Source organism: Streptomyces sp. NPDC002276, from assembly GCF_053891435.1.
In genome coordinates this window covers 83282-107583 of the sequence record NZ_JBSFCQ010000008.1, presented here as the reverse complement: position 1 = coordinate 107583, position 24302 = coordinate 83282, and the positions used below count along the sequence as shown (strand labels likewise).

The window sequence follows — 24302 nt, the reverse complement described above, 5'->3', positions numbered from 1 at the left end:
GCACACGACCAAGCATTTCGCCGCCCCGGGGCCCGTCTCTCCTGACCGAGCCAGCCAGAAGGAGCAAGCCATCTTCACCCGCCCCACCCCGGCCCCACTCCCCGAACTAGCGAACCTGGCCGCGCAAGGCACCCTCCCGGGTATCCTCCGCCAACTCTCCAGCCTCGGCGGCTGCACCAACCCCATCCGCCTCGACGGCCACCGCACCGAATACGACGTCGACACCACAACCGGCGAGATCGGCACCGTCCTCCACCACCTCAACTCATCCTCGCTCCCGGCCGGCCAGCTCCTCGTCCGCTGCAACAACCGCCGCACCACCCGTTGCCCGGCCTGCTCCGAGGTCTACCGCCGCGACACCTTCCACCTGATCACCTCCGGCCTACGCGGCGGCAAGGGCACCCCCGAACACGTCGCCACCCACCCCCGCGTCTTCGCCACCTTCACCGCCCCCGGCTTCGGCCCCGTCCACAACCGCCGCACCGACGGCCGCCCCTGCCGCTGCGGCACCCACCACACCCAGGACGACGACACCCTCGGCACCCCACTCAACCCGCACACCTACGACTACGAAGCCGCCGTCCTCTGGAACGCACACGCCGGACCCCTCTGGCGCCGCTTCTCCACCTACCTGCGCCGGGAAGTCGCCAAGCGCGCAGGCCTCTCCCAACGCCGCTTCCGCGACCACGCACGCGTGTCCTTCGCCAAGGTCGCCGAGTACCAGAAACGCGGAGCCGTCCACTTCCATGCCGTCATCCGCATCGACGGCCCCACCGGCGGCGACACGCCACCCCCGCCCTGGGCAACGGCCGAGCTGCTCACCGACGCCATCCGCACCGCTACCGCCAAGGTCCGTGTCGACGGTCCGACCATCGACGGCCGCTCCCACACCTTCACCTTCGGCCGCCAACTCGACGTCCGCACCATCCGATCCGCCGACTTCAACGACGGCCAGGAGCTGACCGAGCGGGCCGTCGCCGCGTACATCGCCAAGTACGCCACCAAGGGCGCCGAGACAGCGACGGGAGCTCTCGACCGCCCGCTGAAGTTCGCCGCTGAACTCGCCCACCTCGACATCAGCGACCACGCCCGCCGCCTCATCCGAACCGCCTGGGCCCTCGGCGCCTGCAAAGACCTGGAACACCTCCGCCTGCGCGCCTGGGCCCACATGCTCGGCTTCCGCGGCCACTTCTCCACCAAATCCCGCCGCTACTCGACCACCCTCGGCGCCCTCCGCGACGCCCGCGCCGAATGGCGCCGTGCCCAAGCGACCCCCACGCCAACAGAACCCCGCACCAACACGACATACGTCCTCGCCCACTGGGTCTTCGCCGGAACCGGCCTCTCCTCCACCGAAGCCTGGCTCGCCGAATCCCTCGAACCCGCCCCCGGCACGGAAGGAGAGCCCACCCGTGGCTGAGCCGCGAGCCCTGACCGCTGTTCCGGAACTGGCCGACCCGTCCTTGGTCCTGCTGACCGTCGAAGAGGCGGCACGGCGACTCCGTATCGGCCGTACGACGTGCTTCAAGCTCGTGCTCGCGGGCGAGATCGAATCGGTCACGGTCGGTCGACTCCGCCGAGTTCCGGCTGAGGCGCTGCCCGCCTACGTCACCCAACTCCGCCGCCGTCCCGCCGTAGCGGCCTGAAGGGGGAGACATGGCAGAGATGAAACGCACCCGCCAGCCCAACGGAGCCTCGTCCATCTACCTCGGCAAGGACGGCAAATGGCACGGCCGCGTGACGGTCGGCGTCCGCGATGACGGCAAGCCTGACCGCCGCCACGTCGAGCGGAAGACGAAAGCCGAAGTGACCAAGGCGGTCCGCGAGTTGGAACGGGCCCGCGACGACAAGAAGCTCCGGAAGCCGGGCAAGGGCTGGACCGTCCAGGGCTGGCTTGAGCACTGGGTCGAGAACATCGCCAAGCCGTACGTCTCCGAGAACACGTACGCCGGATACGAGGTGGACGTACGTGTTCACCTGGTCCCGGGCCTCGGCGCCCACCGACTCGATCGGCTGGAGCCCGAGCACTTGGAGCGCTTCTACCAAAAGATGCAGAGCAACGGCAGCGCGGCCGGCACCGCCCACCACGTGCATCGCACGGTCCGTACCGCCCTCAGCGAGGCAGTACGGCGCGGACACGTGCCCACCAACGCAGCCGAGATCGCTAAGGCTCCGCGACTCGAAGAGGAGGACATCGAGCCGTTCACGATCGAGGAGGTTCAGAGCCTGCTCGTCGAAGCGGCGAAGCTCCGCAACAGCGCGCGGTGGGTCGTCGCTCTTGCGCTCGGACTCCGGCAGGGCGAAGCACTCGGGCTCCACTGGGAGGACATCGACCTTGCCTCGGGATACGTCCGCATTCGTAAGAACCGACTCCGCCCCAAGTACGCGCACGGCTGCGGCGCCAACCCGTGTGGCCGCAAGGCCGGTTACTGCCCCAAGCGGGAGCAGACCCGACGCGAGCACAAGTCCACCAAGTCCCGGGCCGGACGGCGCACCATCGGCCTGCCCGACCCGCTGATCAAGATTCTCCGCCAGCACCAGGAAGCCCAGGACCGGGAGCGGATCGCGGCCGGCACCGACTGGGAGGGCAAGGGATACGTCTTCGCCTCGCCGATCGGCGGCCCCCTCAGCCCCAACACCGACTTCCACACCTGGAAGCGGCTTCTCCGGGACGCGGGCGTACGCAACGGCCGTCTCCATGACGCGCGCCACACCGCCGCGACCGTCCTCCTGATCCTCGGGGTCCCCGACGTCGTGATCGACTCGATCATGGGTTGGGAGCCCGGGGGAGCGGCCAGGATGCGCGCTCGGTACATGCACGTGACGGGGACCATGCTTCGCAAAGTCGCCCAGCAAGTTGGCGACGCCCTTTGGGAGCTCCCGAAAACGGACTCAGAGACAAACTGAGACGGAAACTGAGACGGACAACGACGAAGGGCCCCGCTGCGAACAGCGGGGCCCTTCGACATCGTGCCCGGTGAGGCACTGGCGGAGGATACGAGATTCGAACTCGTGAGGGGTTGCCCCCAACACGCTTTCCAAGCGTGCGCCCTAGGCCACTAGGCGAATCCTCCGCGGCAAACAATACAAGACGTTGAGGAGTGCTCGCGAACTCGTTCCCCCCGCTCAGATCCTGTAGCCTGTGCGGAGCCCCTCACGCGGCGCTATCTGACTGAACTCCCCCAGGGCCGGAAGGCAGCAAGGGTAGGTTGGCTCTGGCGGGTGCGTGGGGGGCGCTTGCGTTCGCGGTGGTTCCGGTGGGCGAGGTCGCCGTCGGCCCCCGTTGTCAGTGGGCGCCTATAACCTCGTACGCGTGTCGTCTCTCGCGCTGTACCGCCGTTATCGCCCGGAGTCGTTCGCCGAGGTCATCGGGCAGGAGCATGTAACCGACCCGTTGCAGCAGGCGCTGCGGAACAACCGGGTCAATCACGCGTACCTGTTCAGCGGCCCGCGTGGCTGTGGCAAGACGACCAGTGCGCGGATCCTGGCCCGGTGCCTGAACTGCGAGAAGGGGCCCACGCCCACCCCCTGCGGCGAGTGCCTGTCCTGCACGGACCTCGCGCGCAACGGGCCCGGGTCGATCGACGTCATCGAGATCGACGCCGCTTCGCACGGTGGTGTGGACGACGCCCGTGAGCTGCGCGAGAAGGCGTTCTTCGGGCCCGCGAGCAGCCGTTACAAGATCTACATCATCGACGAGGCCCACATGGTCACGTCGGCCGGCTTCAACGCCCTGCTCAAGGTCGTCGAGGAGCCCCCGGAGCACCTCAAGTTCATCTTCGCGACCACCGAGCCCGAGAAGGTCATCGGGACGATCCGGTCGCGGACCCATCACTATCCCTTCCGGCTCGTGCCGCCGGGCACGCTGCGCGACTACCTCGGCGAGGTGTGCGGGCGGGAGAACATCCCCGTCGAGGACGGCGTGCTGCCCCTCGTCGTGCGCGCGGGCGCCGGTTCCGTGCGTGACTCCATGTCCGTCATGGATCAGTTGCTGGCTGGGGCGAGCACCGACGGTGTGACCTACGCCATGGCGACCTCCCTCCTCGGCTACACGGACGCCTCGCTCCTCGACTCCGTGGTCGAGGCCTTCGCCACCGGTGACGGCGCCGCCGCCTTCGAAGTCGTCGACCACGTCATGGAGGGGGGCAACGACCCCCGCCGTTTCGTCGCCGACCTGTTGGAACGCCTGCGCGACCTGGTGATCCTCGCCGCCGTGCCCGACGCCCTCGAAAAGGGCCTCATCGACGCCCCGACCGACGTCCTGGAACGTATGCAGGCGCAGGCCGGCACCTTCGGCGCGGCCGAACTCAGCCGCGCCGCCGACCTCGTCAACACCGGCCTGACCGAGATGCGCGGCGCCACCGCCCCCCGCCTCCAGCTCGAACTCATCTGCGCCCGCGTGATGCTCCCCGCCGCGTACGGCGACGAGCAGTCCGTCATGGCCCGCCTCGACCGGCTCGAACGCGGCGTCAACTTCGCGGGCGGCGGGGGAGCGCCCGCCATGGGATACGTCCCCGGACCCGACGCCCACGGCGGCCACCCCCAGGCCCAGGCCCAGGCCCAGGCTCAAACCCAGGCCTACGGAGGCGGCGGCGCCCCATCCGTCCCGCCGGGCGGCGGTGCCGCTGCCGCCCGGGCCGCGGTACGAGGTCCAGGAGCACCCGCCGCCGCCCCGGCCTCCACCAACTCCGGTGCCCCCTTCGCCAGTACGACGACACCGGTCGCCCCCGCCCCCGCGGCACCGCCGGAGCAGGCCCCGGCCGCCTACTCCCAGCCCACCCCGCCGCCCCAAGCACCCCCGCAGCCACAACCCCAGACACAAGCCCCTGCCCCCGCCCCCGGCGCCTGGCCCACCGCCACCGCCGCAGGCAGCGGTCGCCGCCCGGGCGGCTGGCCCACGACGACCCCGGCGGGCGGCGGCCAACCCCCGTCCGCCCACGGCGCCCCCGCCCCCGCCCCCGGACCCACCTCCGCCCCCGCCGCTGTACCGGCCTCCGCACCCCAGGCCACCCATGCCGCGGCCCCCGTTCAACCCCCGGCCGGCGGGCTCGACCCCCGCATGCTCTGGCCGAACATCCTGGAAGTGGTGAAGAACCGCCGCCGTTTCACCTGGATCCTGCTCAGCCAGAACGCGCAGGTCACCGGCTTCGACGGCACGACCCTCCAGATCGGCTTCGTCAACGCCGGGGCGCGGGACAACTTCAACAGCAGCGGCAGCGAGGACGTACTGAAGCAGGCGCTGGCCGAGCAGTTCAACGTCCAGTGGAAGATCGAGGCGGTCGTCGACCCGTCGGGCGGTGGTACCCCGCCCCCGCAACCGGGCGGTTCATACGGCGGTGGTGGTGGAGGTGGAGGTGGCGCGCCGGGTGGCTACGGCAGTGCACTCGGTGGCTCTGGTGGCTCCGTTGGTTCCGGTGGCTACGGCAACCACGCCCCCGCCACGCCCGCCCCCGGCCCGATGTCCACCCAGCCCACCCCCGCCTCCGCGCCCGCACCCACGCACACCACCAACTCGCCCTCGGCACAGGCGTCCACCCAGCCTCAGCCTCAGCCCCCTGCCGCTGCCCCCTCCCCACCCCCCGTCCACCACACCGTCTCCGCGGAGGACGACACCCCCGAGGACGACGACCCCGACCTCGTCGAGTCGGCCCTCTCCGGCCACGAACTGATCGTGCGGGAGCTGGGAGCAACGGTGATGGAGGAGTTCACCAACGAGTAGCGAGCGACAAGAAGCGGCGAGAAGCGACAAGAAGCGACAGGGAGCGATTGAGCAGGGTCCCTCACGACCACCCCGCCCCGCCCCGACCCTGCCCCGACCCCGACCCCGACCCGACCCCGACCCCGCCCCGACCCCGACCCCGACCCGACCCCGACCCCGCCCCGACCCCGACCCCGACTCCGACTCCGACCCCGACTCCGCCCCACCCCGGACCACCCCACCCTCCCCGTGTCCTAGGCTGACCCCGTGAACGTCCTTGTCATCGGTACCGGCGCCCGCGAACACGCCCTGTGCCGTTCTCTGTCCCTCGACCCCGACGTCACCGCGCTGCACTGCGCCCCCGGCAACGCCGGCATCGCCGAGGTCGCCGAACTGCACCCGGTCGACGCCCTCGACGGCGCCGCCGTGGCCGCGCTGGCCACGGAGCTCGGTGCCGAGCTGGTCGTGGTCGGCCCGGAGGCACCCCTTGTCGCCGGGGTCGCCGACGCCGTGCGCGAGGTCGGCATCCCGGTCTTCGGCCCCTTCGGGGAGGCCGCGCAACTGGAGGGCTCCAAGGCCTTCGCCAAGGAAGTGATGGCGGCGGCGGGTGTCCCGACCTCCCGCTCCTATGTCTGTACGACCCCGGAAGAGGTCGCGGAGGCTCTCGACGCCTTCGGTGCGCCGTACGTCGTGAAGGACGACGGACTGGCCGCAGGCAAGGGAGTCGTCGTCACGGACGACCTCGAAGCGGCGAAGACTCACGCGGCCGCCTGCGAGCGCGTCGTCATCGAGGAGTTCCTCGACGGCCCCGAGGTGTCGCTCTTCGCGATCACCGACGGTGTGACCGTCGTCCCGCTCCAGCCCGCGCAGGACTTCAAGCGCGCGCTCGACGGCGACGAGGGCCCGAACACGGGCGGTATGGGCGCGTACTCCCCGCTGCCGTGGGCCGACCCGAAGCTGGTGGACGAGGTCATGCAGACCGTCCTCCAGCCGACCGTCGACGAGATGCGCCGCCGCGGCACCCCCTTCTCCGGCCTGCTCTACGCCGGTCTCGCGATCACGTCACGCGGTGTGCGGGTCATCGAGTTCAACGCCCGCTTCGGCGACCCGGAGACCCAGGTGGTTCTGGCCCGCCTGAAGACCCCGCTGGCCGGTGTCCTGCTCGCCGCGGCGAACGGCACCCTCGAAGACCTGGCCCCCCTGCGCTGGAGCGAGGACGCGGCGGTCACCGTCGTCATCGCCTCGCACAACTACCCCGACACCCCGCGCACCGGCGACCCGATCACCGGCCTCGACGAGGTGGCCGCGCAGGACGCCCCGCACGCGTACGTGCTGCACGCCGGGACCAGGCGCGACAGCGACGGCGACGCCATCGTCAGCGCGGGCGGCCGTGTCCTCTCCGTCACGGCGACCGGCACGGATCTCACCCAGGCCCGCGAGCGCGCGTACGCGGCCCTCACCCGCGTCCGCCTCGACGGCTCCCAGCACCGCACGGACATCGCGGCGAAGGCGGCGGCGGGCGAGTGACCCCAGGGGCTCCCGCGCACCGAGTATCCCCAGGGGCTCCCGCGCACCGAGTATCCCCAAGGGCTCCCGCCCGCCGATGAACCCCACAGGCCCCGATCCCGTCTCAGGAATCGGGGCCTGATCCTTGCCCTCACCCTTGCCCTCCGTCGTCCACCTTTCCCCTGAGCCATTCCATCGAGTGACCGATGCCCCATCCGGCTGACGGGGGCCGGGGCCCCAACTATGGTGCGGCGCAAGCGTTCCGGCACTTGGCCCACCGGCATTGCGATGTCAGTGGCGGGTGCCACAGTGGGGGAGTGAGCAACGCCAGCAGAGCGGGACAGCACGGAGGGGGTGACGTCCGGTCGTGACCGGTATGGGTGTGGAGGCGGGCGCGCAGGCGGCGCGTTCCCGGGCCTTGGCCGTGCTGCGCATCCGCAGCCGCGCGCTGGCCGTCGCCCTGTTGCCCGCCGCCGTCGCGGTGATCCTGCTCGCCGGCGGTTCCTCCGGCCATCTCATGGGCCGGGGCTGGGACCTGGCCCGCTGGATCATGGGCGTGGCCGCTGTCCTCGTGCTGCTCGCGGCCGGCGCGATCGCGCTGGTCGTCGCCCGCTCCCGCCCCGCCGTGAGTCCTACGGTCGCGATCGCCGAGGAGTCCGCCCCCGACCTGTACCGCATGGTGCGCGACCTGGCCGACCGCCTCGACGTGCCCGCGCCCTCCGCGATAGCCCTCACCCCGGACTGCGACAGCTGGCTGGAGGACCGCACCCACCGGGCCCACGGCCCGCTCCCGCAGGAGGACCGCGACGAGATCACGGGCGTACGGGGCCTCACCCCGGCGCGCTCCCGTCGTACGGCGGCCGCGCCCGTCCTGGTCATCGGCTCGCCGTTCCTGTGGTGGATGCGGGTCGGTGAGCTGCGCGCGGTGCTCGCCCCGGTCGTCGCGGGTACGGGACCTTCCGCGCACCCGGACATAGCCGCCGCCCGCCGTTTCGTACGGGGCCTGGACGCGGCGGTGGCCGTGACCTCGGCACCGCGAGGTCCCGTGTTCCGCTCGGTGCTGGCCGGTGTCGGCTGGGTGGCCCGGCTGCTGCTGCGCAGTTGCCGGGGGCACGCGGCCGAGATGGAGCGGGGCGTGGCCGCCGCTGCCGCCGAGCGTGCACAGGCTGTGGATTACGGACTGCGGATCGTCGCCCAGGAGCAGGTGGGGCTGGCGTACGCGGGCTGGGACCGGCTGCTGACCCGGGTCGCGCTGCCCGCGTGGCGGATGGGCCGCTGGCCGTCCCGCCTGGACGCGGGCGTCGTCGCGGCACTCACCGAGCTGTCCCGCCGCGACCGCCTGGCCGAGGGCTTCGCCTCCCGGCTCGGCGAGCGCCCTGCCTGTGACCTGCTCGAAGAGCCCGGCACGATCGACGAGGCGACCTCGCTGCTGGCCGCCCGCCTCTTCCACGGCGGCCCGGCCGAGGCCGGTCCCGACTGGGCGCCGGTGGACTGGCAGGAGTACCCGGAGGAGGTCGTCGACCGCACCTGGCGCACCGACGCGGCCCGCCTCCACCGCGTCCTGGACACCCTCGGCGTCCGCCGTTCCCCCGACCCGGTCGCCCCGCACCACGACGCCCCGACCCTGGCCCGGGTGGTGGACCACCTCACGGACCCGGCGGCGGATGCCTCCGGCCGCTACGCGGAGTCGGCCGCGGTCGACGGAACTGCCGTTTCCCTGGGGCCGGTTGACCTCGACCGACCCACCACCGAACCCTTTGCCGAGCCTCCCGTCCATGACCGTCCCTCCCCCGAGCCCTACAAGGCCATGGCCGCCGACGACGACGAAGAGCTCGGCGAAAGCTGCTCGCCGCACAGCGCGGCGCTCGCCGCCGGGCTCACCGCGGAGTTGGCGCGGGAGGAGGAGGCGACCCCGGCGACCGGTTCGGCGCCGCCCGGACAGGGCCCCGACTCCGCACTCTGGGACGACGGCTCGCTGCCCCTCTTCCCGCTCCAACCACCGCGCACGGGACGGGAGTTGCTCGCCGATCACGTCACAGCGATGGTGTGCTGCGCCGCGATGGACACGGCCGGCGCGACTCCCGGCCTCGACTGGCTCGACGGCCCCACCCTGCTCGTCAACGGTTCGCGAGCGGTCGACCTCGCCCCGAGGGTCCTCAGTCTCGTGGAGGACGGCGACCCGGCCCCGCTGCGGGCCTGGCTGATCGACCTGGGCATACGCCCGGAGAAGCCGGTACGCCTCGTCTGAGGTCGCGCCCCGCCACCCCTCACGCGCCTCACGCGTATCGGAACCCCGACCTCCACTTTTGGTCAATTCGCAACGACCAGTGACAGAGTGAGTGCTTAATGTGATGTGCTGGGGCCGATCCCGTACGCCGTCCGGTGTCTGGCAAAGGCTTGCGGCATACGACAGTTGGGCGAAGAACCACCGAGGAACCACCGAGGAACCACCGAGGAACCAACGAAGAACCACCACGGGGGCACGAGGGAGGGGAGTGACATGGGGTCGGAGCAGATCCGCCGCTGGGAGTCGGGAGCGCTGGCGCACGCCGTGACGGACCCCTTCGGACAGGGCCCCGTCCCCTGGCTCCGCGGCAGCGAGACCTACTTCGACGACACCGGCCATGTCGTCCCCTGGTACGTGGACCCGGCCCCCGCCCAGCCCCCGGCGCACGCCTCCGGCAGGAACACCCCAGGCAGGAACACCTCCGGCAGGAACACCTCCGGCAGGAACACCCCCAAGGTCCCCGCCCCGCGCGCATCCGCGTCCACCGGTGGCGCCCCCCGCTCCGCCGACGACGTCCACCGCCAGATCAAGGGATTCACCTCGGCCAGCGCGGTCGCACCCGGCGAGGCCCTCGACTTCCACGTCACCGTCGACCCGCCCCAGGAGTTCGGCGTCGACATCTACCGCATCGGCCACTACGGCGGTGACGGCGCCGCCAAGATCACCACCAGCCCCCGCCTCTCCGGCATCGTCCAGCCCCCGCCGCTCACCGCCGATCGCACGGTCTCCTGCCACCACTGGTGGCTGTCCTGGCGGTTGCAGATCCCGAGCTACTGGAGCATCGGCGCCTACGTGGCCGTCCTCACCACCGCCGACGGCTACCGCTCCCACATCCCGTTCACGGTCCGCGACAGCCACCCCGCCGACCTTCTCCTCCTCCTGCCGGACATCACGTGGCAGGCGTACAACCTCTACCCGGAGGACGGCCACACCGGCGCGAGCCTCTACCACGCCTGGGACGCCGACGGCCGCCTCCTCGGCGAGTCCGAGGCCGCGACGACGGTCTCCTTCGACCGCCCGTACGCGGGCGCGGGCCTGCCCCTGCACGTGGGCCACGCCTACGACTTCATCCGCTGGGCCGAGCGCTACGGCTACGACCTCGCCTACGCCGACGCCCGCGACCTGCACTCGGGCCGCGTGGACCCCACCCGTTACCGGGGGTTGGTCTTCCCGGGCCACGACGAGTACTGGTCGACCCCCATGCGCCGTACCGTCGAACTGGCCCGCGAGCACGGCACGTCCCTCGTCTTCCTCTCCGCCAACACCATGTACTGGCAAGTGGAGTTGGCCCCTTCGCCGTCCGGTGTCCCCGACCGGCTGCTCACCTGCCGCAAGCGCCGGGGCCCGGGCCGCCCGGTGCTGTGGCGCGAAGTCGACCGCCCCGAGCAGCAGTTGGTGGGGATCCAGTACGCGGGCCGGGTGCCCGAGCCGCACCCGCTGGTCGTCCGCAACGCCGACCACTGGCTGTGGGAGGCGACCGGCACCGCCGAGGGCGAGGGCATCGAGGGCCTGGTCGCGGGCGAGGCCGACCGGTACTTCCCGCGCACCCAGCTCCCCCCGCACGACGAGCGCATCCTGCTCGCGCACTCCCCGTACACGGACAATGAGGGCGCCCTCCGCCACCAGGAGACCTCCCTCTACCGCGCGCCCTCCGGCTCCCTCGTCTTCGCCTCCGGCACCTTCGCCTGGTCACCGGCCCTGGACCGCCCCGGCCACGTCGACGCCCGCGTCCAGCGCGCCACCGCCAACCTCCTGGACCGCATCTGTAAGCACGACTGACCAGATGTAGCAGCACGACTGACCAGACGTACCAGCACCACTGACCCACACGTACGAGGTCGACCGCCCCCGGCCCGCGAGGTCACCTCACCCCCTGTCCGGAGGCGGCCGCCCATACGGGACAATCAAGCCAGTTGGACAGACCCACTGGAGGAACCCGTGTCCGGATTCGTAGAAAAGCCCGAGCCGCTCCAGGTCCCGGGCCTGACGCACCTCCACACCGGCAAGGTGCGCGAGCTGTACCAGAACGAGGCGGGCCAGCTCGTGATGGTCGCCAGCGACCGCATCTCCGCGTTCGACTGGGTGCTGCCCACCGAGATCCCGGACAAGGGCCGTGTCCTCACCCAGCTCTCCCTCTGGTGGTTCGACCAGCTCGCCGACCTGATCCCCAACCACGTCCTCGGCACCGACCTCCCGCCCGGCGCCCCCGCCGACTGGGCCGGCCGCACCCTCATCTGCAAGTCCCTCCAGATGGTCCCGGTGGAGTGCGTGGCCCGCGGCTACCTCACCGGCTCCGGCCTGCTGGAGTACAACGCGTCCCGCACGGTCTGCGGCCTCGCCCTCCCCGAGGGCCTGGTCGACGGCAGTGAACTCCCCGCCCCGATCTTCACCCCGGCCACCAAGGCCGCCGTAGGGGAGCACGACGAGAACGTGTCGTACGAGGAGGTCGCCCGGCAGGTCGGTGCGGACACCGCCGCGCAGCTGCGGCAGGCGACGCTCACCGTCTACGGGCGGGCCCGGGACATCGCGCGGGACCGGGGCGTCATCCTCGCGGACACCAAGTTCGAGTTCGGCTTCGAGGGCGAGACCCTGATCGCCGCCGACGAGGTCCTCACCCCGGACTCGTCCCGGTTCTGGCCGGCCGAGGAGTGGGAGCCGGGGCGCGCGCAGCCGTCGTACGACAAGCAGTTCGTGCGTGACTGGCTGACCGGGCCGGAGTCGGGCTGGGACCGCAAGAGCGAGCAGCCCCCGCCGGCGCTGCCGCAGCAGGTCGTGGACGCGACCCGGGGGAAGTACATCGAGGCGTACGAGCGCCTGACCGGCTTCAACTGGGCCTAGGGGACGAAAAAACCCCGGTCCACCCGGACCGGGGTTTTCGCTGGAGCGGACGACCAGGTTCGAACTGGCGACCTCAACCTTGGCAAGGTTGCGCTCTACCAACTGAGCTACGTCCGCGCTGCGCCGTGGCGCGAGAGCAACTATACCCAACCTCGCTCGCGTGCGAGACGCACTGCCGTATGACGGTTCTCGGCACCGAGCTTCGAGGCGGCCGAGGAGAGATAGTTCCGTACGGTGCCCTGCGAGAGCGCGGCTCGTTCGGCGATCTCCGCGACCGGTGCACCATCCGCAGCCAGTTCCAGGACCTCGGCCTCACGTGCGGTCAGCGGGGAGTCCCCGGCGGAGATGGCGTCGGCGGCCAACTCCGGGTCGACGTACCGCTGTCCGGCATGCACCGTGCGGATGATCTCCGCGAGCCGTTGCGCGCTGACCGTCTTCGGGACGAATCCGCGCACACCGGCCGCGAGCGCCCGCTTCAGATGCCCGGGCCGCCCGTGTCCGGTCACGATCAGGACCTGGCAGCCGGGCAGTTCGGCGCGCAGCGATGTGGCGACCTTCACACCGTCGGCCCCCGGCATCTGTAGATCCAGTACGGCCACATCGGGCCGGTGCGCCCGCGCCATGGCCAGCGCCTCGGGCCCGGTCGCCGCCTCCGCGACCACCAGCAGATCGTCCTCAAGCCCGAGCAGCGCGGCCAGCGCCCCCCGGATCAGATGCTCGTCATCGGCGAGCAGCAGCCGTACGACGTCGGCGGTCATGACGCGAAACCCCCCGCCCCCGCGCCCAGCGGCACCGTAGCCACCACCCGGAACCGGTCGCCGTCCACAGCCCCCGCCTCCAGTTCCCCGCCTACGGCGGTCAACCGCTCCCGCAGCCCCACGAGCCCCGCCCCACCGCCGCCGGAAGCGATACCCCCGCCGCCGGAACCGATACTCCTGCCGCTGGAACCGGCACCCCCACCCCTGATCCCCCCGTCGCCCACGGCCTTCGCCCCGTCGTTCTCCACGGTCAGCACCACGCTCCCCTCCGCCACCCGGACCGCGACCGCGCAGCGCCCCGCGTTGCCGTGCCGCAGGACGTTGGTCGTCGCCTCGCGGACCACCCAGCCGAGCGCCGACTGCACCTCGGTCGGCAGTCCCGCCGCCTCCCCGGTCACCTCGCACTCGATGCCCGCGGCGCTCAACACGCCCTGCGCTCCGGCCAGTTCGACGTCGAGCGCGGTCTCGCGGTAGCCCCGTACGACATCCCGTACCTCCCGTTGCGACTCCCGTGCGATCCGCTGCACCTCGATCATCTGCTCCACGGCCTCGGCCCGCCCGCGCCGGGCGAGCTGTACGGCGAGTTCGCTCTTCAGCGCGATCACCGACAGGTTGCGGCCCATCACGTCGTGCAGGTCGCGCCCGAACCGCAGCCGTTCCTCGGCGACGGCGAGCCGGGTCCGGGTGTCGCGGGCCTCGTCGAGTTCGTAGACGGCGTCGAGGAGCCAGACGGAGAACGCGGCGGTGAAGGCGAGCCCCCCGGCCGCGAAGAGGACGGCGATCACCGTGCCGAGCGCGGCGGGCGCGGCCACGCCCAGCGGGAGTTGCAGGAGCAGCGCCGCGCCCACCGCACCCGCCACCACCGCGAGAACGTGCCGCCGACCCCGCACCCCGAGCGTGAGCGTGCCCGCGCCGAAGCCCAGCACGCCCACGAAGACCGTGCTCGCGGCGGTCCGCAGCTCGTCACCGCCGGAGTCCCGCTCCCGCACGACGATCGCGGCGACGGAGATCAGCACGGTGACCGCGCCGAGGACCCACAGCAGCCGTACGGGCTGTGGCCGCCGGTCGCGGGTCCAGTCGAGGGCCCGGGAGGCGGTGACGGAGCAGAGCAGGGCGTGGACGACGAGGGCCGCCGCCAGCCAGCCCGTGATGTCCGTCCCGACCTGGCCGAACAACGGCAGCCCGATCGCCCCGATCTCGACCAGGACGAAGAAGTGGAAGGTCCAACGGGTGTACGTCTCGACCTTCCCCGGCGTGCTCTTCCGCCCCCACCAGCCGCCGGAGTCGCGCGAGCCAACAAGTGTCCGCATGCCGTTGTGCTCCCCGTACCTCAGCGCCGCGGTTCCCACCGGAACCACCGCCGTACAGCAAACACCGCGAGGACGGTCCAGGCCAGCGCGGTCAGGGCGGTGCCCAGGGCGTCGGAGCCGGACAGGTCGCCGCTCCAGCCGCCGCCGATCAGCCGGATCGCGGGGGAGAAGGGAAGGAACCGGCAGACGTCGGCGACCCGGTCGGACAGCAGCTGGAGCGGGATGATGATCCCGGATCCCATCATGGACACCAGCACCACCGGCAGCGCGGTCACCTGCGCGCTCTCCGCCGTCCTGGTCACACTGGCCGTGAGAGCGGCCAGCGCGGCACTCAGGACGAGCCCGAACAGCAGCCCCAGGACGACGAGTTGGGGCTTCGCGGGCGCCCCGGCGTCCAGCAGCAGCACGCAGGCGGCGGCCAGCAGCAGGGACTGCACGAACCCGAGGCACACGGCCGGGAGCGCGGTCCCGGCGAGGATCTCGGAGTCGCCCAGCTCCCCGGTGCGCAGCCGCTTGAGGACGAGTTCCTCCCGGCGCGCGACGAACGCGCTCACCAGCGACGAGTACACGGCGAAGAGCAGCGAGAACCCGATCGCGGCGGTCAGCATCACCGAGCCGACCGACAGCCCCTCCCCCTTCAGATCCATCTGGTCGATCGCGGGCCGCACACTGAACGGCAGCGCCAACGGCACGAACAGCGCCGTGACCACCGCGTTCCGGTTCCGCCCGAGCAGGCTCAGCTCGGCCCGCCCCAGCGCCCGCATCCGCCCCGCCGGAGTACTCACCACGGCGTTCATACGGCCACCTCCTGTTCCCGCGCGATCCCCAGGAACGCCTCCTCCAGCGAGGCCGACCGCAGCTCCAGCCGCCGCAGTTCGATCCGCGCCCGCTCGGCCCACACCAGCAGCCCGGTCGCCGCCCGCTGCAACTCATGCGTCCGCAGCCGTACGACCCTCCCGTCCACCTCGTGCCCGACGACGCCCAGCTCGCCGAGCGGCGGCAGGTCCCCGATGAAGTACCCGTCGGGCAGCTCGAAGGAGATCCGCGAGGGCCGCCCCGCCGTCACCTCGTCCGGTGTCCCCGTGACCGCGATCCGCCCCTCGCTCATGATTGCCAGCCGGTCGGCGAGGCCCTCTGCCTCCTCCAGGTAGTGCGTGGTCAGCAGCACGGTCGTCCCGCCGTCGCGCAGTGCCCGCACCAACTCCCAGGTGTCCCGGCGCCCTTCGGCGTCGAGCCCGGTCGTCGGCTCGTCGAGGAACAGCACCTCGGGCTCCCCGAGCAGCGCGAGCGCGAGATCGAGCCGCCGCCGCTCACCCCCGGACAACTGCTTCACCCGTACGGCGGCCCGCCGCTCAAGCCCGACCAGCGCGAGCGCCTCCGGCACCGGCCGGGCCCCGCTCGTGCACCCGGCCCACATCCGCGCGGTTTCGGCGACGGTCAGCTCGGACGGGAAGCCGCCCTCCTGCAACATCACGCCGGTCCGCGGCCGTACGGCGGCCCGTTCGGTGTGGGGGTCGTGGCCGAGGACGCGCACCCGGCCGCCGGACGGCGCCGCGAGTCCCTCCAATACCTCGACGGTCGAGGTCTTGCCGGCGCCGTTGGTGCCGAGCAGCGCGAAGACCTCTCCGCGCCGCACGGAGAATGTGATCCCCCGCACAGCCTCGAACCCGCCCCCGTACACACGGCGTAGGTCGGTGACCTCAATCACGTGTTCGTGTTCGTTGGTGTCCATGACTCCAGCGTCCCGGCGGCGGGGGCGCGGCGGCAGTGTGCGGTGTCATCACTCGGCATGACAAATGTCAGACGGACACGGGACAGCGGGTGCCGGGCATATGAGAAAACCCCCGGTCCAGTGGACCGGGGGTTTTCGCTTGAGCGGACGACCAGGTTCGAACTGGCGACCTCAACCTTGGCAAGGTTGCGCTCTACCAACTGAGCTACGTCCGCATTGCCTCCGACCGGCTCTCACCAGTCGGCGCGAGCACCAGCCTACCCGATCCACCAGAGTGGTCCGGACGGCGATGCAGAGCGGGTGACAGGAATTGCACACTGCGCCTTCCCCCTGGAAGGGAGATGTTCTGCTACTGAACTACACCCGCATGTACTCCGTGAGCTGGGCCTTTCGGCCTCGCCCCTCGGCGTGCTCCGAACTCTAGCTGACCAGGAGGGGTGCAGCGCAAGTCGGTTCCCCCGAGGGCCCGGTGACCGGCCGTCGGCCCAGTCCCACGGTCCGCACTACTGCGCGGCGGCGAACGCCTCGTAGACCTTCTTGGGGATGCGTCCGCGGGCCGGTACGTCCATCTTGTTCGCCTGTGCCCAGGCGCGGACGGCCGCCGGGTCGGGGGCGACCTCGGTCTGGCGGTAGGCCTTGCCCGACCTCGACCGCTTGCGACCTGCGTCCACGTAGGGCGCGAGCGCCTTACGCAGTTTCTTGGCATTGGCTTGATTCAGGTCGATCTCGTACGACTTGCCGTCGAGTCCGAAGGCGATCGTCTCCGCCGCTTCCGAGCCGTCGATGTCGTCAAAGAGAGTGACCACGACCTTCTGCGCCACGAATATCGGTCCCTTCGTGCGACACCTGAAACCGCACTATCCGCGAGGGCGCACGGAGACGCCACGGAGGTGCGGAGATGTCGACTGTCCGCCTGTTATTGGGCAAAGTATCGGCTATTGCCAATTCATTTGTACAGTGCCCGGCAATGCAATGTGAAGCCCGACTAAATCTTCCCGCGTGTCTCCGCGCAATAGTGAACCTGGATCGATCCGGGATCTTTCCCTGAACTTTTCGTGAAGACCCCCACTCGATGCCGGATCGTGACGGTCCTCACGTAGATTCCTACAACTCTACTCGCGTAGAAATTTTGTGCGGGTAGTCTGAAGACACCTGTCGAAGACCCGCAGGAACACGCTCAGCACCACAACACCGGGAGTGCCAGTGGCACGCGTCGTAGTCGACGTCATGCTCAAGCCGGAGATCCTCGACCCCCAGGGCCAGGCGGTCCAGCGTGCGCTGCCGCGCCTGGGTTTCGAAGGCATCTCCGACGTACGTCAGGGAAAGCGATTCGAACTGGAAGTTGACGGCCCGGTCGACGAGGCCGCGCTCGCCCGCATCCACGATCTCGCGGAATCCTTCCTCGCCAACACCGTGATCGAGGACTTCACCGTCAAGGTGGAGGAAGTCGCGGAGGCCGCGAAGTGACCGCTCGTATTGGCGTCGTCACTTTCCCGGGCAGCCTCGACGACCGCGACACCCAGCGCGCGATCCGCCTCGCCGGCGCCGAACCGGTCGCCCTCTGGCACAAGGACAAGAACCTCCACCAGGTGGACGCGGTAGTCCTCCCGGGCGGTTTTTCCTACGGCGACTATCTGCGCGCGGGTGCCATCTCCCGCTTCTCGCCGGTGATGGAGACGGTCATCGAGCAGGCGAAGTCGGGACTCCCCGTCCTCGGAATCTGCAACGGCTTCCAGGTCCTCACCGAGGCGCACCTCCTCCCCGGCGCGATGCTCGGCAACAACCACCTGCACTTCATCTGCCGTGACCAGAAACTGCGGGTGGAGAACGCGGACACCGCCTGGACCGGTGACTACACCGCGGGCCAGGAGATCCACATCCCGCTGAAGAACATGGACGGCCGCTACGTCGCCGACGAGCGCACGCTCGACGAGCTGGAGGCGGAGGGCCGCGTCGTCTTCCGCTACCTGGACCTGAATCCGAACGGCTCGCTGCGCGACATCGCCGGCATCACGAACGCCGCCGGGAACGTCGTAGGCCTCATGCCGCACCCCGAGCACGCGGTCGAGCCGCTCATCGGGTCCGGCCGCACCGACGGCCTCCCCTTCTTCACCTCGATCCTCAAGAAGCTGGTCAACGCATGAGCCGGACGCCTCTGGACACGGTCGAGCACGCGGCCGAGACCCCCGACGTCGAGCTGCCCTGGGCCGAACTCGGCCTGAAGAAGGACGAGTACGAGAAGGTCGTGGAGATCCTCGGCCGCCGGCCCACCGGCGCCGAGCTGGCCATGTACTCCGTCATGTGGTCCGAGCACTGCTCGTACAAGTCCTCCAAGGTCCACCTCCGCCAGTTCGGCGAGAAGGCCCCGCACTCCGACGCGCTGCTCGTGGGCATCGGCGAGAACGCGGGCGTCGTCGACGTCGGCCAGGGCTACGCGGTCACCTTCAAGGTGGAGTCGCACAACCACCCGTCGTACGTGGAGCCGTATCAGGGCGCGGCCACGGGCGTCGGCGGCATCGTGCGCGACATCATCGCGATGGGTGCGCGGCCGGTGGCGGTCGTGGATCCGCTGCGCTTCGGTGCCGCGGACCACCCGGACACCAAGCGCGTACTGCCCGGTGTCGTCGCGGGCATCGGCGGCTACGGCAACTGCCTGGGCCTGCCCAACATCGGCGGCGAGGTCGTCTTCGACGCCTGCTACCAGGGCAACCCGCTGGTCAACGCGGGCGCCATCGGCGTCATGCGGCACGAGGACATCCACCTCGCGAAGGCCTCCGGCGCGGGCAACAAGGTCATCCTCTACGGCGCCCGCACGGGCGGCGACGGCATCGGCGGCGCGTCGATCCTCGCGTCCGAGACCTTTGACGACGCCAAGCCCTCGAAGCGCCCCGCCGTCCAGGTCGGCGACCCCTTCCAGGAGAAGCTCCTCATCGAGTGCACCCTGGAGGCCTTCGCCGAGAAGCTGGTCGTCGGCATCCAGGACCTGGGCGCGGCCGGACTCTCCTGCGCCACAAGCGAGTTGGCGTCCAACGGCTCCGGCGGCATGACGGTCACCCTGGACGACGTACCCCTCCGTGACTCGACGCTCTCTCCCGAGGAAATCCTCATGAGCGAGTCGCAGGAACGGATGTGCGCGGTCGTCGAGCCGTCGAAGGTCGACCGCTTCCTGGAGATCTGCGAGAAGTGGGACGTCATCGCCACAGTCATCGGTGAGGTGACCGACGGCGACCGGCTGGAGATCTTCTGGCACGGCGGCAAGATCGTGGACGTCGACCCGCGCACGGTCGCGCACGACGGCCCGGTCTACGAGCGCCCGTATGCCCGCCCGTCCTGGCAGGACGCGCTCCAGGCGGACGACGCCAACAAGCTTGCCCGGCCCGGGACTTCGGAGGAACTGAAGTCCCAGGTCCTGGCCCTGGTGTCGTCCCCGAACCAGGCGTCCAAGAAGTGGATCACCTCGCAGTACGACCACTTCGTGCAGGGCAACACGGTGCTGGCGCAGCCCGAGGACTCGGGCATGATCCGCATCGACGAGGAGACCGGCCTCGGGGTGGCCATCGCGACGGACGGCAACGGCCGGTACGCGAAGCTGGACCCGTACGCGGGCGCGCAGTTGGCGCTGTCCGAGGCGTACCGGAACGTGGCGACGACGGGCGCGAAGCCGCTGGCCGTCTCCGACTGCCTGAACTTCGGTTCGCCCGAAGACCCGGCGGTGATGTGGCAGTTCGCGGAGGCCATCCGTGGACTGGCCGACGCCTGCCAGCAGTTGGGCACCCCGGTCACGGGCGGCAACGTCTCGCTCTACAACCAGACGGGCGAGGTCGCCATCCACCCGACCCCGGTGGTCGCGGTGTTGGGCGTCATCGACGATGTCGCGCGGCGCACACCGGTCGCCTTCCAGGAGGAGGGCCAGCTGATCTACCTCCTCGGCGACACCCGTGAGGAGTTCGGCGGTTCGGCCTGGTCGCAGGTCGTCCACGACCACCTCGGCGGACTGCCTCCGAAGGTCGACCTGGAGCGGGAGCGGCTGCTGGCCGAGATCCTGATCTCCGCGTCCCGCGACGGCATGATCGACTCGGCGCACGACCTGTCCGACGGCGGTCTGATCCAAGCGGTGGTGGAATCGGCCCTGTTGGGTGAGAAGGGCGCGCGCCTGATCGTCCCGGACGGCCTGGACGCGTTCACGTTCCTCTTCTCGGAGTCGGCGGGCCGCGCGGTCGTCGCCGTCCCGCGCTCGGAGGAACTCCGCTTCAACGACATGTGCGGCGCACGGGGCCTGCCGGTCACGCGCATCGGTGTCGTGGACGGCGAATCGGTAGACGTTCAGGGCGAGTTCGCGCTGTCCCTGGCGGAGCTGCGCGAGGCGCACGAGGCGACGATCCCGGCGCTGCTGGCGTAGGTCGTCGTAAGTCGTCGTAGGAACGCATGCGAAGGCCCTGTCCGGGATCCGGGCAGGGCCTTCGCTCGTGTTAACTTCGACGGGCTGTGGGCGTGGAACGGGGGAGCGGGAACATGGAAGTACCGGTGAGGACAAGCGAGTTCGGCGGCGGCCGGAGGCACGCGTGAGCTTCCGGAGTGAGAACACGACTGAAGCCTCCGAGCGTGCCCGGGTGCCCTTTCCGCGCTCCCGCTGGCTGACTCCGGACCGAGGGAGCCGTCGGCGCAACGCCTTCAACCAACTCGTGGCCGTGGCAGCGGTGTTCGGGGTCGGTGCGGGTGGCTGGGGGCTGTGGCTGGCGACCGAGGACCACCTCGACCGGTCCGCCAGCCGGGACCGGATCGCGAAGGCCTGCGCCGGACTCGTCGACCCCGACCAGGTGCTGGACCTCAACGGCGGTACGACGAGGGCGCGGGCGGGCAGCGAGGACGACGACTCGATCGGCGACCTCGGTACCGCCTCGAAGTCCGCGCGGTGTCAGATCTACCGGGTCGGCAAGTCGGGCAGGACGTACGGCCACTTCCTGCTCTCGGTCTGGGCGAACCCGAGTGACGACTTCGCGCAGTTGGTGAGCGGGTGGGACGACCCGTTCGGGCTGTTGGGCGGGCCGGCGAAGGCCGACATCACACAGCAGGCGGGGCAGACCGCGGCATACCCGATCGGTGACGGGCGGCTCGGTGTGTACTACGGCAACGCGGCCGTGGTGAAAGCCGAGTGCGCCGACGAGTCGGGCCGGATGACGTCCGTCAACACCATGACCGTGGCCAAGTACTTCGAGGACGCCCCGGTCACGGACGCCGACCGCAGAACGCTCGCGGGGCTGGCCCGCACCGCGGCCGTACGGGCGGCGAAGAAGCTCGGTTGCACGGCCACGCTGCCCGCGCTTCCGGCCGAACTGCCCACGCCCAGCGCGAAGTTGGTGAACGCGAAGTCGGCCGGCGGAACGTGCGGCTGGTACGCCGGGTACATCCGGGCGGAGGGCCGCTGGCGTTTCCCCGACCGGGCCCTGGGCGCCCCTGCCGCCCACGCGCAGGAGGAAAGCTGCCTGCTCGGGGTGAGCGGCCAGGAGGTGCGCGGGATGTGGCCCGGCCTCGGCAAGGACGAGGTCGGCGCCGACAGCCTCGACGACGTGCTCCGGGTCGCGCCGTTCTGGCTGCGGACCGACTCCTACTTCGGCGACGAGGCACGCGAGGTCGCGACGGACCACTTCGGCCGGGAACAGGTGGCGTTGAAGCCCGGCACGGCGGGCTACGACCGTGACGACAACGTGTGGTGGGCCTCCTCCACCTGCGCCGGACAGCCGGCCGTCCACACGCTGAGCATCGACTATCCGTACAACAAGGTCGTCCGGAAGCGACTCCAGGCCCTCTTCAAGGCGTACGTCACGGACGTCGCCGCCCGCCGCGACTGCACCGACCTGAAGTTCCCGGCCACGGCCACGTTCCAACCGTCCACGACCTGACCGGGTTCGCTTGTCAGGCCTCCTGCTCGCCCCGGGCCCTCTGGCCGAAGAAGGCGAGCAGGTCCTGGCCCAGGGCCTCGTTGACGGCCACTGCCTCGACGGCGGCCGTGGCGCTACGGGGGAACAGCGCCTCCTCGTACGCGGTGAGCCCCCGCTCGACGTCGTCGGGGAACGCGGCGACGGCCAGGGCGAGTTCGGCGCCGTCCTGCATGGCGAGGTTGGCGCCCTCGCCGTCCGGCGGGGAGAGATGGGCGGCGTCGCCGACCAGGGTCACACCCGGTGTCCGGTCCCAACGGTGGCCGATCGGCAGGGAGTTGAGAGGGCGCAGCACCGGAGGGGTGTCGCTGTCGGTGATCAGGGCGGTGATCTCGGGGGCCCAGCCGTCGAACTCCGCGGCGATCCGCGCGGTGGCTGCGGCGGCATCGGTGAAGTCGATGCGGTCGAACCACTCCTGCGGCCTGATCAGCGTCGCATAGGAGTGCAGCGTCTCGCCGCTCTCCCGGTGCGCCCCGATCCACCTCCCCTTCGCGTCCTTGTCGAGCACGAACAGCGATCCGCCGCCGACCGCCTTCGCGGCGGCGGGATGCCGCGTCTCGGCGTCGTACAGGTAGGTCTCGACGAAGGTCCGGCCGAAATACTCCGGGACGGCGTCGGACAGCAGCGGCCGTACGCGGGACCAGGCGCCGTCCGCGCCGACGAGCAGGCCGGTGACGGCGGTGCCGCCGTCCGCGAAGACCACCTCGTGCCGGCCCTCGCCGAGCGCGTGCACCCCGGTGACCTTGTGCCCCCATCGCACGGTGCCGGCCGGGAGCGAGTCGAGCAGGATCTGCCGCAGCTCGCCGCGCTGTACCTCGGGGCGGCGGCCCGTGCCGTCGTCGGGATGGTCGTGCAGGACGGTTCCGTCCGGGGCGAGGATGCGGCTCGCCTGGCGGCCCGCCAGGACGATGGCGCGGAACTCGTCCATCAAGTCGGCTTCTTCCAGGGCGAGTTGACCGTTGTAGTCGTGGATGTCGAGCATTCCGCCCTGCACCCGGGCCATCGGCGATGCCTCCGCCTCGTAGACCGTGGCCGGTATGCCGTGGACGTGCAGGACGCGGGCGAGGGTCAGTCCGCCGAGTCCGGCGCCGATGATGGTGACATGCGTGGTCATGACGATTCCTTGGGTACGGCGGGCCCACCGGACGGCCGTCCGACGGGATCCCGGCCAGACTCCAACCCGCCGCCGACAGCCCGCCGACGCACCGCCGACACCCCCGACAGACCGCCGACACGACGCCCTCCCGCACGCGCGGAAAACGCCGTGAGACCACCCCCGACAAGCACTAGGCTCGCCGTCATGCCCACGGCCAAGAAGCGCGCCCGCACCTATGACCCGGCCAGGACCCGCACCGCGGTGCTCGCCCAGTTCGGGAACGTACGGGAGGCGGTGGTGGCCCTCACCGCCGAGCAGCTCGCGCTGCCGACCCGGCTCGGCGACTGGACCGTGCGGGAACTCGTCGCGCACATCGGGGCCGCGCTCTCCGCGATCGGCCGCTTCCTCGACCGGCCGGAGCCCGGCGCGGCGGACGCCACCCTGCTCGACTGGCCGTTCGCGACCTCCGCCAACTCCGACGCCCTCGCCGACCTGGCCCACCGGCTCGCCGAGCGGAACCCCGACCTCGACACCTACCTCGCCGGCATCGAGCAGGACTTCACCGCCCGCCTCGACGCCCACCCCGGCACCCGGCCGCTCGACACCAACGCGGGCGCCATCCCCCTCGCCGACTACCTCGTCACCCGTACCGTCGAACTCTGCGTCCACACCGACGACCTGAACGCCGCCGTCCCCGGCCTCGACATCCCCTACGACCGTCAGGCCCTCGCCGCCGCCACCCGCCTCCTCGCCGATGCCCTCGCGGTGAAGGCGCCCGGCGGTTCCACCGAGGTGCGGATCCCGCCGTACGCCGTCGTGCAGTGCGTCGAAGGGCCCCGGCACACCCGCGGCACCCCGCCCAACGTCGTCGAGACCGACCCGCTGACCTGGCTGCGGCTCGCGACCGGGCGGACGTCGTGGAAGGACGCCGTGGAAGACGCGAAGGTGCGGGCCAGTGGGGAGCGGGCCGACCTCGGGGGACTGCTGCCGATCATGTCCTGAGGGCGGTTCGGGCGCGGCAGGATGTGCGACCGCTCACCTCGTAGGGCGGGCGGCGCGGCCGTCGTAGCGTCCCTTTCCGTGTTTTGGCTGGTGAGAGCGGTGGCGTAGGCGAGTGATCCATTGCGGGCGTGTATCCCGA

19 protein-coding genes, 4 tRNA genes and 1 other RNA gene are annotated in these 24302 nt (G+C 71.0%); 14 read left to right on the top strand and 10 right to left on the bottom strand.

What is annotated here, in order from left to right; translation table 11 throughout:
- Positions 1–115 precede the first annotated feature (115 nt).
- The 3 genes from ACWIHT_RS21485 to ACWIHT_RS21475 are packed head-to-tail and all read left to right on the top strand — an operon-like array spanning position 116 to position 2907.
- Complete coding sequence (locus ACWIHT_RS21485; protein ID WP_456170050.1) at positions 116–1420, top strand: replication initiator; 1305 nt, start codon at positions 116–118, stop codon at positions 1418–1420.
- Positions 1413–1646 (top strand): excisionase family DNA-binding protein, encoded by a 234-nt coding sequence (locus tag ACWIHT_RS21480; RefSeq protein ID WP_019075273.1) that lies wholly within the window; start codon positions 1413–1415, stop codon positions 1644–1646. The genes ACWIHT_RS21485 and ACWIHT_RS21480 overlap by 8 nt, the downstream gene beginning before the upstream one ends.
- A 10-nt stretch (positions 1647–1656) precedes the next feature.
- Positions 1657–2907 carry a tyrosine-type recombinase/integrase gene (locus ACWIHT_RS21475; RefSeq protein ID WP_456169753.1) on the top strand — a complete coding sequence of 417 codons (1251 nt, stop codon included), beginning with the start codon at positions 1657–1659 and terminating at the stop codon, positions 2905–2907.
- A gap of 79 nt (positions 2908–2986) precedes the next feature.
- Here the strand turns inward: ACWIHT_RS21475 and ACWIHT_RS21470 are convergent.
- A tRNA-Ser gene (locus ACWIHT_RS21470) sits at positions 2987–3074 on the bottom strand.
- A 71-nt stretch (positions 3075–3145) separates the two neighbouring features.
- Here ACWIHT_RS21470 and ffs point away from each other — a divergent pair.
- The 6 genes from ffs to ACWIHT_RS21440 all read left to right on the top strand — a co-directional run bounded on the left by ffs (position 3146) and on the right by ACWIHT_RS21440 (position 12329).
- Positions 3146–3244: signal recognition particle sRNA small type (gene ffs, locus ACWIHT_RS21465), an RNA gene on the top strand.
- 69 nt (positions 3245–3313) lie between these two features.
- Positions 3314–5719: a DNA polymerase III subunit gamma and tau gene (locus ACWIHT_RS21460; RefSeq protein WP_456169752.1), complete on the top strand. Its 2406-nt coding sequence runs from the start codon at positions 3314–3316 to the stop codon at positions 5717–5719.
- A 246-nt stretch (positions 5720–5965) separates the two neighbouring features.
- A complete protein-coding gene (gene purD / locus ACWIHT_RS21455) occupies positions 5966–7225 on the top strand; it encodes a phosphoribosylamine--glycine ligase (protein WP_456169751.1) in 1260 nt (419 codons plus the stop codon).
- Between the two features lie 346 nt (positions 7226–7571).
- Positions 7572–9452 carry a hypothetical protein gene (locus ACWIHT_RS21450; RefSeq protein WP_456169749.1) on the top strand — a complete coding sequence of 627 codons (1881 nt, stop codon included), beginning with the start codon at positions 7572–7574 and terminating at the stop codon, positions 9450–9452.
- Between the two features lie 252 nt (positions 9453–9704).
- A complete protein-coding gene (locus tag ACWIHT_RS21445) occupies positions 9705–11270 on the top strand; it encodes a N,N-dimethylformamidase beta subunit family domain-containing protein (RefSeq protein ID WP_456169748.1) in 1566 nt (521 codons plus the stop codon).
- Positions 11271–11429: 159 nt separating this feature from the next.
- The gene (locus ACWIHT_RS21440) at positions 11430–12329 is read left to right on the top strand and encodes a phosphoribosylaminoimidazolesuccinocarboxamide synthase (RefSeq protein ID WP_456169747.1); all 900 of its coding nucleotides are present in this window, start codon (positions 11430–11432) and stop codon (positions 12327–12329) included.
- Between the two features lie 41 nt (positions 12330–12370).
- On the opposite strand, the gene ACWIHT_RS21435 is transcribed toward ACWIHT_RS21440, so the two are convergent.
- From ACWIHT_RS21435 to ACWIHT_RS21400, 8 genes are all read right to left on the bottom strand, one after another.
- A tRNA-Gly gene (locus ACWIHT_RS21435) sits at positions 12371–12446 on the bottom strand.
- A 23-nt stretch (positions 12447–12469) separates the two neighbouring features.
- On the bottom strand, positions 12470–13087 hold the full coding sequence (locus ACWIHT_RS21430) for a response regulator (protein WP_456169746.1): 618 nt from the start codon (positions 13085–13087) through the stop codon (positions 12470–12472).
- Positions 13084–14397 (bottom strand): sensor histidine kinase, encoded by a 1314-nt coding sequence (locus ACWIHT_RS21425; RefSeq protein WP_456169745.1) that lies wholly within the window; start codon positions 14395–14397, stop codon positions 13084–13086. Before ACWIHT_RS21425 ends, ACWIHT_RS21430 begins: the two co-directional genes overlap by 4 nt.
- Positions 14398–14417: 20 nt before the next feature.
- Complete coding sequence (locus ACWIHT_RS21420; RefSeq protein ID WP_456169744.1) at positions 14418–15194, bottom strand: ABC transporter permease; 777 nt, start codon at positions 15192–15194, stop codon at positions 14418–14420.
- The gene (locus tag ACWIHT_RS21415) at positions 15191–16129 is read right to left on the bottom strand and encodes an ABC transporter ATP-binding protein (RefSeq protein WP_456169743.1); all 939 of its coding nucleotides are present in this window, start codon (positions 16127–16129) and stop codon (positions 15191–15193) included. The genes ACWIHT_RS21420 and ACWIHT_RS21415 overlap by 4 nt, the downstream gene beginning before the upstream one ends.
- Positions 16130–16271: 142 nt before the next feature.
- Positions 16272–16344: transfer RNA gene (locus ACWIHT_RS21410), tRNA-Gly, on the bottom strand.
- An 80-nt stretch (positions 16345–16424) separates the two neighbouring features.
- Positions 16425–16496 (bottom strand) — tRNA-Gly (locus ACWIHT_RS21405).
- A 136-nt stretch (positions 16497–16632) separates the two neighbouring features.
- The gene (locus ACWIHT_RS21400) at positions 16633–16950 is read right to left on the bottom strand and encodes a histone-like nucleoid-structuring protein Lsr2 (RefSeq protein ID WP_019073805.1); all 318 of its coding nucleotides are present in this window, start codon (positions 16948–16950) and stop codon (positions 16633–16635) included.
- Between the two features lie 382 nt (positions 16951–17332).
- Between ACWIHT_RS21400 and purS the strand changes: the two genes are divergently transcribed.
- From purS to ACWIHT_RS21380, 4 genes are all read left to right on the top strand, one after another.
- Positions 17333–17596, top strand: coding sequence for a phosphoribosylformylglycinamidine synthase subunit PurS (gene purS, locus ACWIHT_RS21395; RefSeq protein ID WP_015659417.1), 264 nt, complete (start codon positions 17333–17335; stop codon positions 17594–17596).
- A complete protein-coding gene (gene purQ, locus ACWIHT_RS21390) occupies positions 17593–18273 on the top strand; it encodes a phosphoribosylformylglycinamidine synthase subunit PurQ (protein WP_456169742.1) in 681 nt (226 codons plus the stop codon). Before purS ends, purQ begins: the two co-directional genes overlap by 4 nt.
- On the top strand, positions 18270–20528 hold the full coding sequence (gene purL / locus ACWIHT_RS21385; RefSeq protein ID WP_456169741.1) for a phosphoribosylformylglycinamidine synthase subunit PurL: 2259 nt from the start codon (positions 18270–18272) through the stop codon (positions 20526–20528). The genes purQ and purL overlap by 4 nt, the downstream gene beginning before the upstream one ends.
- Before the next feature lie 211 nt (positions 20529–20739).
- Positions 20740–22029, top strand: coding sequence for a hypothetical protein (locus tag ACWIHT_RS21380; RefSeq protein WP_456169740.1), 1290 nt, complete (start codon positions 20740–20742; stop codon positions 22027–22029).
- Between the two features lie 13 nt (positions 22030–22042).
- Here ACWIHT_RS21380 and ACWIHT_RS21375 read toward each other — a convergent pair whose 3' ends face one another.
- Positions 22043–23179, bottom strand: coding sequence for an FAD-dependent oxidoreductase (locus tag ACWIHT_RS21375; RefSeq protein ID WP_456169739.1), 1137 nt, complete (start codon positions 23177–23179; stop codon positions 22043–22045).
- 186 nt (positions 23180–23365) lie between these two features.
- Here ACWIHT_RS21375 and ACWIHT_RS21370 point away from each other — a divergent pair, with 186 nt between their 5' ends.
- Positions 23366–24163 carry a sterol carrier family protein gene (locus tag ACWIHT_RS21370; RefSeq protein ID WP_456169738.1) on the top strand — a complete coding sequence of 266 codons (798 nt, stop codon included), beginning with the start codon at positions 23366–23368 and terminating at the stop codon, positions 24161–24163.
- Positions 24164–24302: the final 139 nt, after the last annotated feature.

What these genes read in the sequence shown, in the direction of transcription:
- ACWIHT_RS21420 (WP_456169744.1), bottom strand. Translation starts at nt 15,194, where the DNA reads ATGAACGCCGTGGTGAGTACTCCGGCGGGGCGGATGCGGGCGCTGGGG.
- ACWIHT_RS21375 (WP_456169739.1), bottom strand. Translation starts at nt 23,179, where the DNA reads ATGACCACGCATGTCACCATCATCGGCGCCGGACTCGGCGGACTGACC.
- ACWIHT_RS21445 (WP_456169748.1), top strand. Translation starts at nt 9,705, where the DNA reads ATGGGGTCGGAGCAGATCCGCCGCTGGGAGTCGGGAGCGCTGGCGCAC.
- ACWIHT_RS21425 (WP_456169745.1), bottom strand. Translation starts at nt 14,397, where the DNA reads ATGCGGACACTTGTTGGCTCGCGCGACTCCGGCGGCTGGTGGGGGCGG.
- ACWIHT_RS21475 (WP_456169753.1), top strand. Translation starts at nt 1,657, where the DNA reads ATGGCAGAGATGAAACGCACCCGCCAGCCCAACGGAGCCTCGTCCATC.
- purL (WP_456169741.1), top strand. Translation starts at nt 18,270, where the DNA reads ATGAGCCGGACGCCTCTGGACACGGTCGAGCACGCGGCCGAGACCCCC.
- ACWIHT_RS21430 (WP_456169746.1), bottom strand. Translation starts at nt 13,087, where the DNA reads ATGACCGCCGACGTCGTACGGCTGCTGCTCGCCGATGACGAGCATCTG.
- ACWIHT_RS21370 (WP_456169738.1), top strand. Translation starts at nt 23,366, where the DNA reads ATGCCCACGGCCAAGAAGCGCGCCCGCACCTATGACCCGGCCAGGACC.
- ACWIHT_RS21415 (WP_456169743.1), bottom strand. Translation starts at nt 16,129, where the DNA reads ATGGACACCAACGAACACGAACACGTGATTGAGGTCACCGACCTACGC.